General features: G+C 36.0%; 16 protein-coding genes. 3 read left to right on the top strand and 13 right to left on the bottom strand.

The annotated features are described in order from the left end of the window. Positions 1-86 precede the first annotated feature (86 nt). The 3 genes from proC to JOC83_RS12555 form a co-directional block, all read right to left on the bottom strand. Positions 87-926, bottom strand: a complete 840-nt coding sequence (gene proC / locus JOC83_RS12565) for a pyrroline-5-carboxylate reductase (protein ID WP_205187649.1) — start codon at positions 924-926, stop codon at positions 87-89. Between the two features lie 282 nt (positions 927-1,208). Beyond that, complete coding sequence (locus JOC83_RS12560) at positions 1,209-1,883, bottom strand: DUF421 domain-containing protein (RefSeq protein ID WP_205187648.1); 675 nt, start codon at positions 1,881-1,883, stop codon at positions 1,209-1,211. A 52-nt stretch (positions 1,884-1,935) separates the two neighbouring features. After that, positions 1,936-4,470, bottom strand: coding sequence for an AAA domain-containing protein (locus tag JOC83_RS12555; protein WP_205187647.1), 2,535 nt, complete (start codon positions 4,468-4,470; stop codon positions 1,936-1,938). A gap of 214 nt (positions 4,471-4,684) precedes the next feature. Between JOC83_RS12555 and JOC83_RS12550 the strand changes: the two genes are divergently transcribed. Next, positions 4,685-5,260 (top strand): 3D domain-containing protein, encoded by a 576-nt coding sequence (locus JOC83_RS12550; protein ID WP_205187646.1) that lies wholly within the window; start codon positions 4,685-4,687, stop codon positions 5,258-5,260. A gap of 118 nt (positions 5,261-5,378) precedes the next feature. On the opposite strand, the gene JOC83_RS12545 is transcribed toward JOC83_RS12550, so the two are convergent. Further along, complete coding sequence (locus JOC83_RS12545) at positions 5,379-6,281, bottom strand: FkbM family methyltransferase (RefSeq protein WP_205187645.1); 903 nt, start codon at positions 6,279-6,281, stop codon at positions 5,379-5,381. Positions 6,282-6,478: 197 nt separating this feature from the next. Beyond that, positions 6,479-6,688, bottom strand: coding sequence for a cold-inducible protein YdjO-related protein (locus JOC83_RS12540; RefSeq protein WP_205187644.1), 210 nt, complete (start codon positions 6,686-6,688; stop codon positions 6,479-6,481). Positions 6,689-6,869: 181 nt separating this feature from the next. Here JOC83_RS12540 and JOC83_RS12535 point away from each other — a divergent pair, with 181 nt between their 5' ends. Beyond that, positions 6,870-7,937, top strand: a complete 1,068-nt coding sequence (locus tag JOC83_RS12535) for an NAD(P)H-dependent flavin oxidoreductase (RefSeq protein ID WP_205187643.1) — start codon at positions 6,870-6,872, stop codon at positions 7,935-7,937. Positions 7,938-7,943: 6 nt separating this feature from the next. Here the strand turns inward: JOC83_RS12535 and JOC83_RS12530 are convergent, their stop codons facing one another. After that, positions 7,944-8,126 (bottom strand): hypothetical protein, encoded by a 183-nt coding sequence (locus JOC83_RS12530; RefSeq protein ID WP_205187642.1) that lies wholly within the window; start codon positions 8,124-8,126, stop codon positions 7,944-7,946. Between the two features lie 134 nt (positions 8,127-8,260). Here JOC83_RS12530 and JOC83_RS12525 point away from each other — a divergent pair, with 134 nt between their 5' ends. Further along, complete coding sequence (locus JOC83_RS12525; protein ID WP_205187641.1) at positions 8,261-8,713, top strand: MarR family winged helix-turn-helix transcriptional regulator; 453 nt, start codon at positions 8,261-8,263, stop codon at positions 8,711-8,713. Positions 8,714-8,735: 22 nt separating this feature from the next. Here JOC83_RS12525 and JOC83_RS12520 read toward each other — a convergent pair whose 3' ends face one another. The 7 genes from JOC83_RS12520 to JOC83_RS12490 all read right to left on the bottom strand — a co-directional run bounded on the left by JOC83_RS12520 (position 8,736) and on the right by JOC83_RS12490 (position 16,063). Further along, positions 8,736-9,152, bottom strand: coding sequence for an organic hydroperoxide resistance protein (locus JOC83_RS12520; protein WP_205187640.1), 417 nt, complete (start codon positions 9,150-9,152; stop codon positions 8,736-8,738). Positions 9,153-9,291: 139 nt separating this feature from the next. Next, positions 9,292-10,713, bottom strand: a complete 1,422-nt coding sequence (locus JOC83_RS12515) for a vWA domain-containing protein (RefSeq protein ID WP_205187639.1) — start codon at positions 10,711-10,713, stop codon at positions 9,292-9,294. Positions 10,714-10,892: 179 nt separating this feature from the next. After that, a complete protein-coding gene (locus JOC83_RS12510) occupies positions 10,893-12,098 on the bottom strand; it encodes a DNA polymerase IV (protein WP_205187638.1) in 1,206 nt (401 codons plus the stop codon). A 185-nt stretch (positions 12,099-12,283) separates the two neighbouring features. Next, the gene (locus tag JOC83_RS12505; RefSeq protein WP_205187637.1) at positions 12,284-12,793 is read right to left on the bottom strand and encodes an RNA polymerase sigma factor; all 510 of its coding nucleotides are present in this window, start codon (positions 12,791-12,793) and stop codon (positions 12,284-12,286) included. 13 nt (positions 12,794-12,806) lie between these two features. Next, complete coding sequence (locus JOC83_RS12500; RefSeq protein ID WP_205187636.1) at positions 12,807-14,807, bottom strand: ABC-2 family transporter permease; 2,001 nt, start codon at positions 14,805-14,807, stop codon at positions 12,807-12,809. Further along, entirely contained in the window at positions 14,782-15,681 is a 900-nt protein-coding gene (locus tag JOC83_RS12495) for an ABC transporter ATP-binding protein (RefSeq protein ID WP_205187635.1), read from the bottom strand. Before JOC83_RS12495 ends, JOC83_RS12500 begins: the two co-directional genes overlap by 26 nt. Beyond that, the gene (locus JOC83_RS12490; protein ID WP_205187634.1) at positions 15,674-16,063 is read right to left on the bottom strand and encodes a GntR family transcriptional regulator; all 390 of its coding nucleotides are present in this window, start codon (positions 16,061-16,063) and stop codon (positions 15,674-15,676) included. Before JOC83_RS12490 ends, JOC83_RS12495 begins: the two co-directional genes overlap by 8 nt. Positions 16,064-16,140 lie beyond the last annotated feature (77 nt).

The following is a 16,140-nucleotide window of genomic DNA, read 5'->3' as shown; positions in this document are numbered from 1 at the left end:
ATCACTCCTAGTTTCTTGTTGTGTTTATTTGTAAGTTGATTGTTTTAGTTTTATGAAGGTTTAAACGAAGAATAATGATGGTAATTCTACGCGTTCACAACTTTTTGTAATTGTGAACTAATTTCTTTTGAACGTTTTGACGCACCTTTTACTGCTTGTGTAATGGCTTCTCCACCACCGAATTTCGCTAATGCATCTAATCCTGCAGCTGTTGTTCCATTTGGTGATGTGACGTTTTCACGTAGTTGTGCAGGTGTTTCGTCTTGTTCCATAATCATTTTGGCAGCACCTAGAATTGTTTGAGCTCCAATTTGTCGAGCCATCTCAGGGTCTAGGCCTTCTTCAGCGCCAGCTCGCTCAATGTGCTCCATTAAATAATAGAAATAAGCTGGACCACTTCCCGCAATCCCTGTGAAGATATCCATTTTTTCTTCATCAATGGTATATACTTCACCGATACAAGTTAATAAATCTTTTGCAATCATCACATTGTCCATGGCTGTGTACTGTCCTGGAGACATTGCAGTTGCTGATTCTCCCATCATGCTTGATGTGTTTGGCATGACACGAATCACTTGTTGTCCCTGCGCTAGATGATCTTCCATGTAAGAAGTAGAGATACCTGCTAAAACAGATAAAAGAAGTTGATGAGGTTGTAAGTGGGTTTTAATTGAATGTAGTGCGACATCAATGTCTTTTGGCTTCATTGCTAAGATAAACACATCTACATCTTCAAACACTAAATCTTCTCTTTTCATACCTTTGATTCCATACTTTGTTTCTAATTCATTCAGTCGTTCCGCGTTACTTCGATTTGTGACGATAATTTGGTTAGCAGGCACCTTTTCAGCTTGAACCATTCCTGAAATCATTGCTTCTGCCATCGAGCCTGCACCTAAAAAAGCTACAGTTTTGTTTTTTAGCATCAAATCTCTCCTAATTTCGTTCGCATTTTTGTTCGCGTTTTTATAACAACGTTATTAATCGTAACATGCTGGTTTTTGATGTCAAGGTAACGGACAAGCAAGGAATTACCATCTTTTATGCAACCCTATGCATATGAAAGCGGTATCAAAAATAATTTAAACTTTTTTTCTTATGCATTTTTTCACTGTTTTTTCGACACAATTGTTTATTTCTCTTGATTTTCGCATACAAATTAATTGCATACGAATGAATAAAAGAAGACGAGACTGTATTGTCTCGTCTTAATACGTTTGAACAAAAAGCCCTTCACCTTCTAACCATTCTGCAAGAAAGACATCTTTATAATGCTGTACACCTTTTAAAGACAATTGTTGCTTTAGCCATTGTTCATTGAGTTGAATATCTTCTAACTCATCCCATAATACTTCTCCATCACGAATAAGGGTAACTGGAACATACACAGATTCAATTTTCAGTGTTAAATCTTCTCTAGTTGTTTTCTGATAGTTAGACTTCTTTAAAATACTAATCGAACCGTTCGCTTCTAAATAACAATAGGCTACTTCGCGTATTGAAAAGGTTTCACTTTGACGAAGTAAACTTTGAAGTTGATTAAGATTCATTTTATTTCTCTTCATTTCTTGTCGATTGATAACACCATTCTTTATAAGTACAGATGGTTTTTCTTCAACGACTCCTCGGAAAAACAATGATTTTTGCCCAATATATTCGACTAAAAATAACAAAAGTCCCCAAACGCTCATTGCATAAAAAATATAAAATAATCCTACTTCATTGTCATACACAGCGTTACCAAGTAACTCTCCTAATACAATAGCTGCAATGAATGTAAAAGGCGTAATTTGATTAATAAGCTTTTTCCCTACAAACTTAATAATTAGAAAAAGAAGAAAAAAACCAACAATTAATTCAAATGATAAAGAGAGAACGTTCATTGTCATACCTCTACTTTGTTTACTCTTTATCATTCATGTCCAATAAATAACTTTATAAAACGTCTTTCGGTTCAATCTCTAGATGACAGCTTGGACAGCAAGCATATACGCGTCCTTCATCCGATACAGCCTCAAATCCCTTTTGACAATGAACACATTTTAAATCTACATATTCGATATATCGTTCAAATATAAATCGAGGCACTCCACCAACGTTCCCGCAGTAATGACACAGCAACCTAACTTTTCCCTTCTTTGTAACCTCAGCCTCTCGTGTACTGTTACAGTCTGGACATCTTTCCCAAACGCTTAAATATTTAGAAAGAGAATACTCTTTTTTCGATGCAGTGGTCTTTGGGATTTTTTCTTCATGTATAGCAACTTCAGGTGTTACATCAATATATGTTCTCAGTAGTTCTATCATCTGCGTAGCCTGTACTCTTACACTCAATATCGCTTTATGTTCACCAGCGTATGGCATGTTCAACCATAGCACCTGATGACCAATAAATAAAAGAGATAATGGATATGACGAATATACAATCGTTGCATGAGATAAAGGCACATGCTCAGGCTCTTTTGTTAAAATTGTCACATCTACTTTTTCATTTAATAGTTTCCATACATCACTTGGAACTTTACTCGCAGACGGAACGCAAAATAAGATGTTCGATTTTGCTTGCTTCAAATCTTGTAATAATTGACGTGTGTCACTCGTTTTAAACCATGCTAACTGCTTATGTTGAACAAGTTCTTTTAAAAATAATGAAGGTTGTAGTTTTTGGTCGTGCTTAGTTACATGCTTCAATAACTTAAAAAGTGCTCGCTCTTTTGATACGCGTTTTTGTAGATACGTATCATCTGCAATAGTAAGCAACTTACCTCTAGAGCGGGTTAACGCGACATTAACTAAACGATCGCCCTTCTCGTCCGTTAATAACACACCTGGTCGAGATTGAGGTGCACTATCTACTACATCAAATATAATCATATCGCGCTCTGATCCTTGAAATCGATGAACCGTTGATACAGCAATACATTCACTCATTTTCAAATCTTCTACTAGCTGCTGAACAAGCCTTGCCTGTGCTTTGTATGGTGTTACATATCCTAATGAAGAAAGACCACTTTTATAAGCACGAAGTAGATAACTGACTGACAACAGCCCTGAGATGAGACTATATCGCGACTCTGTTACAGTGTCTTTCAAAGCATGCGCATGTAACGATGACGTATCTATTAATATAGAAGCTTTCGATTGAAAAGGCTTCTGATTTGCTATCTCTTGTCGGACAGATACACTATCATGATCACTTACTTTATTGTGATAAATATATTGATTCGTAAAAGCAGAAATGTCCGGATGCATGCGCCTTTGTTTTTCTAATATAAATAAGTTCGGTGGTACTTCTCCCCGTTGAACCGCTTGAGCAATACCTGATTGATAAAATAAATCTTCTTTTAGCCACTGATTTACATAGGCATGATCACTTAACGCAATTGGAGGTAGTTGTTTAAAGTCTCCACAAACAATGATTCTCTTTCCGAGAGTTGCAGAAAATGCTACTTGAGGTGCGTAAGCCATACTAATTTCATCTACAACAATTAAATCATATTCTTTTTCATATAATGTGCGATCGGTTGTGGCTTTAGAAAGAGTTGCGCCAATAATATGTGCTCTTTCAACTAATTCACGTTCAAGCTCAAGCTTCTGCCCTCGTAATTTACTTAATTGTCGATCGATATGAACTAATTTACTTGAAGTTCCCGAATATCGACTGAGTCTTATTCGTTCTGCTTCTAATGCAACAATTTGACCAATTATATCAGGGTGATCCATCTCTAAGATAGAAGCTGATTGTAAATCCGAATGAAGCTGCCCTTCTTCGTATCGACTCGTTCCATATCGAATAACTTCACCTTGTCTCCACAAATTCTTTCCTTTCATATAAGAAGCTACTTCACTCATGACCACATCTACTGCAGCATTGCTGTGAGACAATACAAGTACTTTTTTCTTTGTTCGACAGTGGTTTGCAATTACTCTTGATAATGTATAAGTTTTCCCTGTTCCAGGAGGTCCCCATATGAATGTTGTTGCATTAAGATGAGATCTAAGTAGGATTTCATGAAGAGGGCTTTTTATCGTCTTTTCATTGTGTTTAACTGGGGCATCAGCACTCATTAGACGCTTGACTCTCGCTAATTTCGTTCGATAATCTTTTAACTCTTCTAATCGATCAATCAGGGCTTCTAGTAGCTCCCACGGTTCATTGTACAATTCGATTCTTTCAATTTCTTCTCCGATAAAGAGCGGGAGTTTTAAAATGAGATTTTTTCCCTCTATTGTTATAACCTCTGCTTTTATTTCTTCCCCTTGATAAACAAGACGAACAACTGCCCCATCAAGTAGAAATAGATCATTGGTCATGTTAAACCGGTAGGTAAACTCATCTTGGTTTTTTGTAATGAACTCACCCTCTACTAACAAGTGAGCCGTTCCACCTTGTGTTTTTAGGTAGTCGACTTCAATTGATAATGCACGTTTCCATTCTTTTAGATATGTGCGAACCGTTCGTTTTTCCATCGTTAAAACTCCTTCTATATCCGTTCGTATGAGCAACTTTTCTATTCTATCATAAAAAGGGATATATCGTTCAGAGATACACCTATTGGTCTTTATGGAATTTTTAACCAAACAAAATGTCACCAATTTGTAACATAAAACGTAACAATTTGTAATGGTTTTGTCACATTGTGTTGGTACAATCACTCTATATTAAAGAAAAGAGGACGCTTTCATGAAAAAGGTTATTTTGTCTTTAGGAACAACTGCATTATTGACATTAGGTTTTTCAGGAGCTGCTTTTGCGGATACATACAAAGTACAAGCTGGAGATACATTATGGAGCATCTCCAAAAAACATAATATTACGGTAAATCAACTAAAACAGTGGAATGATTTATCTTCTACACTTATTTATCCAAACCAGTCGCTTGCCGTGTCAAAATCGGAAACAAAAACAGCAAAACCTACTGCACAACCAAAAGTAAAAGCTGCTGCTTCGACTCCTGCACCATCTGTTGTTAAAGAGTTAACGGTGAAAGCAACTGCCTATACCGCTAGCTGTGCAGGTTGTAGTGGTATCACAGCAACTGGTATCAATTTAAAAGCAAATCCAAATCAAAAAGTCATTTCAGTTGACCCTAAAGTTATCCCACTCGGTTCAAAAGTATACGTAGAGGGTTACGGTGAAGCGATTGCTGGTGATACAGGAAGCGCGGTCAGAGGAAACAAAATTGATGTTTTCATCCCATCAAAGCAACGAGCTATTCAATGGGGTGTCAAAACAGTGAAGGTTAAAATTTTAAAATAATGACGTTAACTAAAAGAAACATTCATATTGCATAGCCTTAAAAACCCGTTGTCTGTTGTATCCAATAAAATCACTGGATAGATAGACATTGGGTTTTTTAATATCTCTTCTTCATCATTTATTTTTTTACAACAATGAGATCTGTGTGTACTTCATCACACCCTAAATGATCAATCATTTGTTTATATGTAAAAGATGAAATCTCAACTAACGCGTCATTAGAATCATACATAAAAACGGAAAAGTACTTATTCAAAAAAGAGAGAAAAGCATCTAGATCTGTGTTTGACTTTTTAATATATTCACTATCAAATTCTATAAACCCCATTATCTCATCACATTCTTTTATAATTCGACTCATACCTTGCAATACAAAGGATTCATAGCCTTCTACATCGATTTTGAACAACAAACGTTGTTCTTTTATTGATTCACCTTCTAATAACGAATCAATCGTAATCGTTTGAACTTCATGCTCTTCAATCATATTATGAGACGGTGCATATGAACCAGAGGATGTACCCGACCAGTGCTTATCAACATAAAAACGCTGATTACCATTCTCTTCATTCGACGCAAACGCTTGAACAATAGTTATTTGCTCTTTGTTTGGATGAACTTCTTTTGACTTAATAATATAAGGGATGAGATAAGCATTTGCTTCCACACCGAATACTTTTGTATTCGTGGGATAATTCGTAGAGAAAATACACTCTCCATAATTCACTCCCACATCTACAATGATTGTTGGCTTAAATGTTTGAACCGTATCTATCCAAAACCGTGTGAGTCGCGATTGTGTAATTCCATTTTTAATAAGCAGTACACGCCCTCGATTTTCATTTGGATTTACATAAAGTAATTGAGTCGATGGCAACTTAATTACTTGCGGAAGCTTTGCGATATTTAATGTTTTGTATTTCAACAAAATTCCTACATCAACCATCGCTTTCCATACTTTAGGGTGACTTTCCCACATTTTCATAAAAAATGGTTTTCGAAGCGTCGCTTTTAATGCCATGTTCTCTTCCTCCACTTATGATAAATTCACTATGATATTCTACAAAATAAAAAGCAACTCCTTTCATACAGCTTAACCTTAACAAAACCTTTACATCTTCTATTTGCTTCCCTATAAAATGATGACTTCTATCATAAACCTGTAGCAGTAAACACTTCAACTGAATAAAAAAAACAGCTAAAAATAGCTGTTTTTGGTTATTTTGAAAATGGATTGTAGTCCGTTTTAATTTTAGGTAATCCACGTACTTCTTGTTTCATAGGATTTCCGCACATTGGACATGAATAATCGGCTGTTGCAAAATCCTCTCTCATCCATCCGTTACACAAATCAGATTCACAGGCGTAGACCGTTGTATCTTCAATTATATTAACAGGTTCTTCTATCCCTTTTTTCGCAAAGTACATTGGATCATCTCCTTTTTTTCTAGTATGTCTCTTTTTTTCCATATTATTTATATTACTTAACACACCTTTAGATAAACGTTTCATCTTTACCTAGATGATAATTAAATCATCTTGATTCCACATAATTCCTATTGTAAGATAGAGATATTATTTTCTGAATATTCAACAAAGGAGAAATATAATGCAGTTACACACCTCATTATGCGATACCTTGCAAATTAAATACCCCATTATTCAAGCGGGCATGGCAGGTGGTCCTACCACTATTGAATTAGTAGTGTCTGTATGTGAAGCTGGTGGTCTCGGAACACTTGGTGCAGCTTACATGTCTCCGAACGATATGAGAATGGCAATTCGTAAAATTAAAGAACAAACGAAACGACCTTTTGCCGTAAATCTTTTTGCAACATCAATGAAAGACGACTTAACCAATATCGAGAATGGGCAGTCTGTGCTCAATTCCATACGACAGGTACTTAAATTACCAGATGGTTCCCTTCATGTTCAAACAAAAGATGATACTGACGAACAATTCTCAATTTTATTAGAAGAAAATGTACCCATTATAAGCACAGCTTTTGGCTTGCTAACAAAGAAGCAGATGACATTAGTCAAGCAACAACATTCAAAAGTAACCGCCATGGTGACGACTGTTTCTGAAGCATTATTAGCAGAAGCAAATGGTGTTGATGTCATTGTCGCTCAAGGTAGCGATGCCGGGGGACATCGAAGCACATTTGATTTAACTAATCATCCCTATGGAGCTACTATTGGCACGTTCTCTTTAGTCCCTCAAGTAGTAGATGCTGTTAACATTCCAGTTGTCGCTTCTGGTGGTATTATGGATAGTAGGGGCTTACGTGCTGCTCTAGCATTGGGAGCGTCTGGTGTGCAAATGGGCACACAATTCTTAACCACCATTGAATCAGGAGCCCATCCTGCTTATCAACAAGCCCTACTAAATAGTAATGAAGAAAGTACAGTGGTGACAAAAAGTTTTTCAGGACGACCTGCAAGAGGCATTAAAAATAAATTTATAAAAGAGTTTGAAGCACAAAAAGTTGCACCCCTTCCATTCCCAACTCAAAATACCCTTACCAGTGATATTAGAAAAGCAGCTGCTTCTCAGCATAATTCAGAATATATGTCATTATGGGCTGGTCAAGGTACTCGATTGCTAATGAATCAACGACACGCTAAAGAAGTTATTGAACATATGATTGCAGGATTTGAAAGTCAAGAAAAGTGAGGAACATCATGTTTTCTCGCTTTTCTTAGTATGTAATACAGTGGTTGGCCATTTTTTATGAATAAAAAATAGGCCTAGTATAACAATAACGAGCTGAATGCCTCCCATTGAATTAATCGCAAAGTTAACATGATTATGAACGTTAACCGTATTAATGAAATCTTTATTTTTTTCATGAGTTTCTTTCACAAAACCCCTCCATTTCTTTATATGTATATGTTTAATTTCGTAAATCTTGCATCCATCCTATCTGCACATTCATTTTTCTTTCCATATTTAACGTGTATAATAGAAATAAATCATATAAATTGGAGGCAATTTAATTGAGCGATCGCTATGAACAATTAAAACTAGAACATCAATTGTGCTTTACCATTTATGCTACATCTCGAGAAATTACGAAAGTATACAAGCCCCTTCTCGATGAACTCAATGTGACATACCCTCAATATTTAGCGTTGCTTGTCTTATGGGAAGAAGAAGAAGTAAGTGTGAAGCAGATGGGTGAGCGACTATATTTGGATTCTGGCACGTTAACGCCTATGCTAAAACGAATGGAACAGCAAGGATTACTTACTCGTCAACGATCGTTAGAAGATGAACGAGTGGTCACTGTTCGTTTAACGGAAGAAGGTAAACAATTAAAAGATAAAGCATGTCATATTCCAGATGCCGTGTTTAGCATGTCTAATCAATCACCTCAACAACTTTCTCATTTAAAGCAAACGTTAAACGATTTACTAGCAGCGCTTCATACTTATAATTCTGCAAAATAAAAAAAGCCCAAAAGGGCTTTTTTTATTTTGCAGTTACATTTAGCTCTACATCAATGTTTCCGCGAGTTGCTTTTGAATATGGACAAACACCGTGTGCTTTATGAACAAGCTCCTCAGCTTCTTCTTGTGATACACCTTTTATTTCAACATTTAATACGACACCAATTTTATAACCGTTGTCACTTGCATCTTTCATTAAGCTAACTTCACCATGAATAGTTGATTCGATTTTTTTGCTTGCTTGACGAGCAACTAAATTAAGTGCCCCATCAAAGCACGCTGAGTAGCCTGCAGCGAATAATTGTTCAGGATTTGTTCCTTGTTCTTTAGAACCTGATCCTGGCATTACTAGCTTTGCATCTAATACTCCATCGTCTGATTTTACTCTACCTTCACGTCCACCTGTTGCTGTTGCTTTTGCTGTAAATAATACTGACATGTGATTCACCTCATCATTTTTTTGTTGTGTACAATTAAATATTACAAAATTAAATTTGAAACGTCAACTAATAAGCGTAACAAAAAAGCACGAAGTTTCCTTCATGCTTTTACATTCCCTTTTTTTGTTAGATTTATGCCTAAAAGTCCGTATTTAATTCTTTATTCCATTTCTCTTTCCACTCTTTGATTTGTGCATCAATTCGTTCTACTTCTGCTTCCATTTCTGCAAACTTTTTTTCTCTCATATGAGATGCATAATCTAACTTTAACTTCTGCATATCACTGATTAATGTAAGAACTTTTTCGCTCGTTTCACGGTCAAGTAAATTATGATTTGACAAGTATTGAAGACCACTTGAAAGCATGCTGTACTCACGGTTCGCTAGTGTTTGGTAAGTCTCTTTATCTTTATCAAATCGTTTCATCTCTGCTAAATGATCCCACGGATTAATTCCCGCTGTATGAGACCATGCTAGATCAATCATTGATGGTCGCCACTTCTCAATGATTTCCTCTCGCAATTCTTCTTTTGTACGAACAGTCGCATATTTACCACCACCAGCTTCAGCAACGGCTTTTAATTGATTTTGACCTTCATCATCTACATCAAAACCGATTATGTTTACTTTTGCCTTAATATTGGAATCGACTAATGATTCCGCAACCTTTGCAGGATCTCCTCCACACGTTTCAATGCCATCACTTACAATGTAAACCGTATTCTCGTACTCTTTGCCCTCGTAAGGTTGTAAGATGTTTTTAGCAGATTCAATTGCAGCCGTAAGTGGTGTCCAGCCAACTGCCTCAAAACCATTCATGGCTTGTCCAAACAAAGTCGAATCATATCGATTCATCTCATAAATCGTTTCAACGCCTTTACAAGAAAACTCTTTATCATTTTCTTCATTCGATCCTGTGTGTCCGTACACGACTAATGATACGTTCTCATCTTCAGGTAAGTTGTGTGCAAATTCTTTTACTGCTTCTTTTGCTAGAACCATTTTCTCTTCACCTGAAACTTTGCCTTTCATACTCCCGCTTGCATCAACTAAAATGACCGAATTACGTTTCATTTCAATTGATTTCCCCTCTTCGGTTTGAACTGTATCGGGCCCAGTTGGTAAATCTGCGTCTTGGCCTTTAAAAGAAGGCTCAAATGATTCCATCTTTTCGCTAGCTTCCTGATATGTACCTATTCCAACAAGATGCACTAAATAATTGTAAATGTCATCACTTGATGCATCTTTGTTTTCTTTCATAAAAGACGTTAACTCTTTTTCTAATTGCGGATCAATTTCTTTTTGTTTGAAATCTTCAAAGTCACTTCGATCAAGTTTCTTTATTTTTTCTTCATATTCTTTTACTAGAGTACCACTTTGCTGCTGATTAACCTCTTCAATTGTTCGTGGTGCTTGTTCATTTTTTATTGCTTCCGTTACTGCTTTTTCTTCTTTTTTCTCTTCAGACTTAGTAGCTACACCATTCGTCTCATCGCTTCCACAACCCGTTAAAAGAAAAAGAACAGCTATCATACTACCAATCCATTTGTATGTGTTCATCTATCTCACCTCTTTTTAAAATAAGACCCTTATATCATACTACAAATCTTTTATACCCTAACAAAAGCAAGTGATTTTTTACAAAAAATAGGATGAAAGATACACAAAAAAACAAGTAATAAATGGGACTGAAACCAAAGGGCAAGAACACTCTGTTTTGGACTCAGTCTCATTTTTCACTACTTGTCTTGATTGCTTTTTATCTCCATGCCTTTTTGAATAATATTATCGCCAAATTTTTGCTTAAGCTGATCGATTACTTTTAGTAGAGGTTCTTCACTGACTTCTTCTTCATATGTAAAGAGATTCAATTGTTTGATTGCTTTTTTCTTACGTACGACTTGAGAAGCGGTAACTCCCAACAAGCGAATAGAATCACCATTCCAATTCTTACGAAATAAACGAACAGCGTGATAGAAAAGATCCTCTTTTAATTCAATGACGTGTGGAAGTGTTTCGCTTCTTGTAACGGTTTGAAAATTGCTGTATCGAATGGTAATTTGAATATGCTGTGTGACGACTTTTTTTTGTTGCATTCGCTGACAAACAGATTGAGAAAGTCGTTCAAATGCTTGCAGTAGCACTCTCTCTTCCGTTTCATTTTTAGGTAACGTTGTTGAATGGCCAATCGATTTAAATTCTTCAGTTGCATTAGGGTTAACAACTCGGTGATCAACACCATTTGCTCGTTCAATAACAACTTTCCCTTTCAATCCGAGCACACTTTTTACGAGATGCTCGTCCGCTTTTGCTAATTGACCAATTGTTTCGATACCAACTTGATTTAACTTTTCAGCCGTTTTTTGTCCTATTCCGTGCATCTTACCAACGTCTAAAGGCCAAAGAACTTCTTGAACGTCCCTTTTACGAAGAACAGTAATGCCAAGTGGTTTTTTCATATCACTTGCGGTTTTAGCTAGAAATTTATTAGGAGCAATACCGATGGAAACGGGTATTTTTAATTGCGATAGCAAAGATTGCTGAATTTGTTCAGCAATCTCCAGTGGACTTCCTAGCGTAAAGGAACTCGTAATATCTAGATATCCTTCATCAATAGATGCAGGCTCTAACATATTTGAATAGCTTTTTAAAGAGTCAAACATCTTGTTTGATATTTCTCGATAAAGAGAAAAGTTAGGCTTTAAAACAACAAGGTCAGGACATTTTTGTTTTGCTTCCCAAAGCGGCATTGGAGCATGTACACCTTTACTTCTTGCTATGTAATTACACGTAACGACAATCCCTCGTCGTTCTTTTGGGTTTCCTGCGATCGCAACAGGTTTGTGGTTCAGCTCTGCATTATATGCTGCTTCAACGGATGCATAGAAGGCATTTGCATCAATATGAAGAATCACCCGGCCGTTTTTTGGATACATCTTTTTCATCTAATCACCTTACAATCAGAACGTATATTCTTATTATACATCATCGTTTGTAAAATCATAAGGTGAAAAGCATACTTAAGTGCTTGCAAAACTGATTTTAATAGACTTTTGTCATTTTATCTTAGCTTTATTTCTGAGATAGGATTGATCAGAAAAGAAAAAAGCTCACAGCAAGCGTGAGCTTTTTACATGATTTCAACCATACTCTCATATTCTCTTATGAAACTCTTCCTTGCACGAAATAAGGTTGATTTTAGCGTACCTACCTGCATATTTAGACGTTGAGCAATTTCTTCATATTTTAGCTCAAGTACGTACTTTAAAATAAGCAATCGACGATAAGTAGGATTTAACTTATTTAAGATAACGTGACACTCTAGGCAATTTTCATTTTGAAGCAAGCAAGTGATCGGACAGCAAGCACGATTATAAAACTCTTGACGCTTACACTTTTCAATGTACCGCTCTTTTACTTTCTGATGACGAATCGTATCGTAGTGCTTATTGATGGCGACTCGAAACATCCAAGCTTTTACCTTTTCAGGGTGGATTGAATCTTTCTGTTCTAAATATTTCAAAGCAACTTCCTGAGTTAAATCTTCTGCATCTTGCTGCGCGATTCCTTTCGCTTGTAAATAACGAAATAATTGCTTTAAAGATTCTTCAAAGGATGGAATGTCCTTTTCCGTACACATGATTGTTCTCCTTTTATTTATTGTTAAAGTGTTGCTTTACAAAGTCTGGTATTTTATCACTTCTAAACGAGCGAATAACTGGATACTTTTGTTTATTGTGATAAAAAGCGACAACGTACTCACCGCGATCATCCCAAATACTCGCTTTTAACATCACATCAATTTGACTAGCATCTGTCACTTTTAATGCATGAGGAGCTTTCTCTATTTCTTTTTGTTTTAACTCATCAATTGACTTGTTAAAGTCATTTTCAACAATAATGACTTGGTCGTAATCTTTACCCGTTGAACGTGCTTTCTCAAGTAAATTTTGCTTTGCTAACCACTGATCTACTCCTTCGTACGATTTGTTCCAACTCACATGACTTAACGCTTTTTTGTCAGGTCGAATCAATTCAATATCTCCCCACGGTTCCTGCCCTGGATATCTATATAAATCATCAAAGCTTTGTGTTCGCATGTCTTTCTCTATCACTTTTAAAAACTCACGAACTTGTTGTGGATCAGCTATCGTTACTTGTTTTTCTTGTCCATCATGCGAACGAAGTATCAATTGTTCTACATCATCTAGATTTTGGTCACGCAACAATTCATGATAATTTTCCATATGTTCATCTGACGAAACAATCGGCTCATAAAATAACTTATACTCTTTGGCTGGTACAATATATTGCCTTGTAATTTGTTTTCCATTTTTCAATTCATATAAGATAGCAACTGAACGAGCATGTTTCCAATCCTGTCTTACATATGCATGTTGTTCTTTCGCAACTTGCTTATGAAAGGCAATAATATGTTCAATATTTTCTGTTTCTCTATAGTAGAAAGGCTTATATTCGTTATACGCTTGGTCATCTTCAAAGTTTTCTGGTGAAACAAACAATGGATAAAAATCCTCTGCAAAATATACTTTTTCTACATCTTCTACTTCGGGAACTTTGCGCTCAAACCCTGTTACATCCGCTTGCAAAATGAATCCTAACAATCCAAAAGCAACAAGAAAACCTACATAACCCTTCCACTTACTAAAGATTCTCCACGTCTTGTCTAGTATCATTTGTGCAATCACGTAACCTAGTAGTGCACCTGCTATATATCCAAATACTCCCCAATTAAATGAATATTGTACTTCTTGAAAATACAAGCCTCCAACAATGGCCACACAAAACGTCACGCCATATTTAAAAATAGGTTGAAGCGGCTTAAACGCAATCGCACTATTTGCGACTTCTACGTTTCGTTTAAGGTACATAAGTAAGGCCATCACATAGAAAAAGAGAATAAGGAAAGAATAAATCACCATTTCTGTAGTGGTTAACAGTCTGTCATTTGTCAGTTCCATGTAACGTGCTGGTAAAAATAAATTTTCAACAAAAGACCCATTAAAGTAATAATCCACAGCGAGTCCATTTAAAAAGTAACGTAAATTCATGATAACCATTATGGTAATTCCAACCGGAAACGCCAATAAGATATAGGTTAATAATCCGTGTAATATCGACATCCCTGTAAACACAGAAACAAAAATACTAGACGTATAAACTAAAAGTGTCATTAGAGTGACTGTAAAAAACCATTTCACTACATCTTCAGTTGAAAAGATATCTTGAATATTTAGAAATGGAATGAGTATTGCACTTAATAGTGTAATAAGAACGATTGGTAGGATTAAAAGAGCTGCTCCAACACCTACTTGTTGATGAAATAACTGCTCACGCTTTACTGGCAAGCCATGCATAAAATCAGCTGATAGTTTTACATGCATGTAACGAAATAAAAAGATTGCAAGTAACACGGGTACCGTAAATACAAAGATTACTTGTAAGTCACCCATGACTGAAAACAGGTTAAGAGGTAGCTGCTCAAATGGATCTCGCTCTTGTGTATATTTCATTAAAAGTTGCAATGGCAGTGAAAAGAATAATAATACAAAATAAAGTAAGCTCGCCCAGCCGACATTCCGGATTGTTTGAACAAAAATTCCTCGATTAAACAAGAATGTTTTCGATGGCATAACCCACATCCCCCATCTCATAAATAAATATTTCTTCTAATGTAAGCGGTAAGATATCAAATACAACCGGTTGTTGCGACTGTACAAATGATGCAATTTTTTGTTCCTTCCCTCTCACAATAAATAGTAAAACGCTTCCACGCTGTTCTTTGTGTAATATCTCTAATTCTTGTAAAAACGCAAGTGGTACATCTTTTTTAAAAGCCACTTGAATTTTATGAACATCTGATTTTAAATCATCTAATTCTTTTTCAATCATTAACTTTCCTTGATGTAAAATTCCAATATAATCACATAAATCTTCTACTTCTCGAAGGTTATGAGAAGAAATTAAAACGGTCATTTCACGATCTGCAACATCTTGAATTAAAAGATTGCGGATTTTTTGTCTCATGACCGCATCTAATCCATCTAGCGGCTCATCTAGAATAAGAATATCGGGCATGGCTGATAAAGCGAGCCAAAACGCAACTTGTCGCTGCATCCCTTTTGACATTCGGTGAACTTTTTTCGTAAGAGGAATAGGGAAAGCTTCTGCTAGTCGTTCGAAACGTTCTTCGTTCCATTTCGGATAGATGCTACGATAAAAGCTTGCTAGTTGCTTAATTGTCGATTGAGGAAAAAAGTATAACGAGTCTGATAGAAAAATAAGGCGCTCTTTCATCTCTGTGTTTTCAAAAATGGGCTGACCATCTATTTTGATTTCTCCACTGTCTTGCTTATAAATACCGGCTAGCATTTTAAGCAAGGTTGTTTTACCCGCACCGTTTGAACCTAGAAGACCATAGATGGATCCTTTTCTAATATGTAAACTCACATCCTGAACGGCTTCGTTGTCTTCATATTCTTTTTTTAAATTTTTTACATCAATCATTCTTTTCTCCCCCTTTCACCGTTTGCTCTGCTTCAGTAATAAGAGACAGGATTTCTTCTTTTTTCAACCCTAAATACATCGCCTCTGAAATCAATTTAACTAATTCTTCTTTCATCTTTTTCACCTTTTCATTATTTGATGCAGCAGATTGCGGTGTCACAAAACTTCCTTTTCCAGGAATCGAATAAATGTAACCTTGACTTTCTAATTCTCGATACGCTTTTTGAATGGTATTTGGATTAATGGTTAAATCTTTTGCAAGTAACCGAACAGACGGCAATTGCTGATCAGCTTGAAATATTTCATGAATAATGAGCTCTTTTAGCTTTTCAACTAACTGCTCATAGATTGGTTTACGACTTCGGATATCTAAATCAAACATGTTGTACCTCCTTTCTCTATTCTAAACCGTATGGTGTGTACTAAGTGTACTAACTGTATTAATTTTCATACTACAGT

The sequence above is a fragment of the Priestia iocasae genome (assembly GCF_016909075.1).
Lineage (GTDB): Bacteria > Bacillota > Bacilli > Bacillales > Bacillaceae_H > Priestia > Priestia iocasae.
The sequence above is the reverse complement of the archived record's forward strand: the minus strand, read 5'-3'. Positions and strand labels throughout refer to the sequence as shown.

Coding starts and splice junctions, on each gene's coding strand:
- JOC83_RS12490 (WP_205187634.1), bottom strand. CDS start 16,063: ATGTTTGATTTAGATATCCGAAGTCGTAAACCAATCTATGAGCAGTTA.
- proC (WP_205187649.1), bottom strand. CDS start 926: ATGCTAAAAAACAAAACTGTAGCTTTTTTAGGTGCAGGCTCGATGGCA.
- JOC83_RS12535 (WP_205187643.1), top strand. CDS start 6,870: ATGCAGTTACACACCTCATTATGCGATACCTTGCAAATTAAATACCCC.
- JOC83_RS12545 (WP_205187645.1), bottom strand. CDS start 6,281: ATGGCATTAAAAGCGACGCTTCGAAAACCATTTTTTATGAAAATGTGG.
- JOC83_RS12555 (WP_205187647.1), bottom strand. CDS start 4,470: ATGGAAAAACGAACGGTTCGCACATATCTAAAAGAATGGAAACGTGCA.
- JOC83_RS12515 (WP_205187639.1), bottom strand. CDS start 10,713: ATGAACACATACAAATGGATTGGTAGTATGATAGCTGTTCTTTTTCTT.
- JOC83_RS12505 (WP_205187637.1), bottom strand. CDS start 12,793: ATGTGTACGGAAAAGGACATTCCATCCTTTGAAGAATCTTTAAAGCAA.
- JOC83_RS12540 (WP_205187644.1), bottom strand. CDS start 6,688: ATGTACTTTGCGAAAAAAGGGATAGAAGAACCTGTTAATATAATTGAA.
- JOC83_RS12560 (WP_205187648.1), bottom strand. CDS start 1,883: ATGAACGTTCTCTCTTTATCATTTGAATTAATTGTTGGTTTTTTTCTT.
- JOC83_RS12510 (WP_205187638.1), bottom strand. CDS start 12,098: ATGAAAAAGATGTATCCAAAAAACGGCCGGGTGATTCTTCATATTGAT.
- JOC83_RS12550 (WP_205187646.1), top strand. CDS start 4,685: ATGAAAAAGGTTATTTTGTCTTTAGGAACAACTGCATTATTGACATTA.
- JOC83_RS12495 (WP_205187635.1), bottom strand. CDS start 15,681: ATGATTGATGTAAAAAATTTAAAAAAAGAATATGAAGACAACGAAGCC.
- JOC83_RS12520 (WP_205187640.1), bottom strand. CDS start 9,152: ATGTCAGTATTATTTACAGCAAAAGCAACAGCAACAGGTGGACGTGAA.
- JOC83_RS12500 (WP_205187636.1), bottom strand. CDS start 14,807: ATGCCATCGAAAACATTCTTGTTTAATCGAGGAATTTTTGTTCAAACA.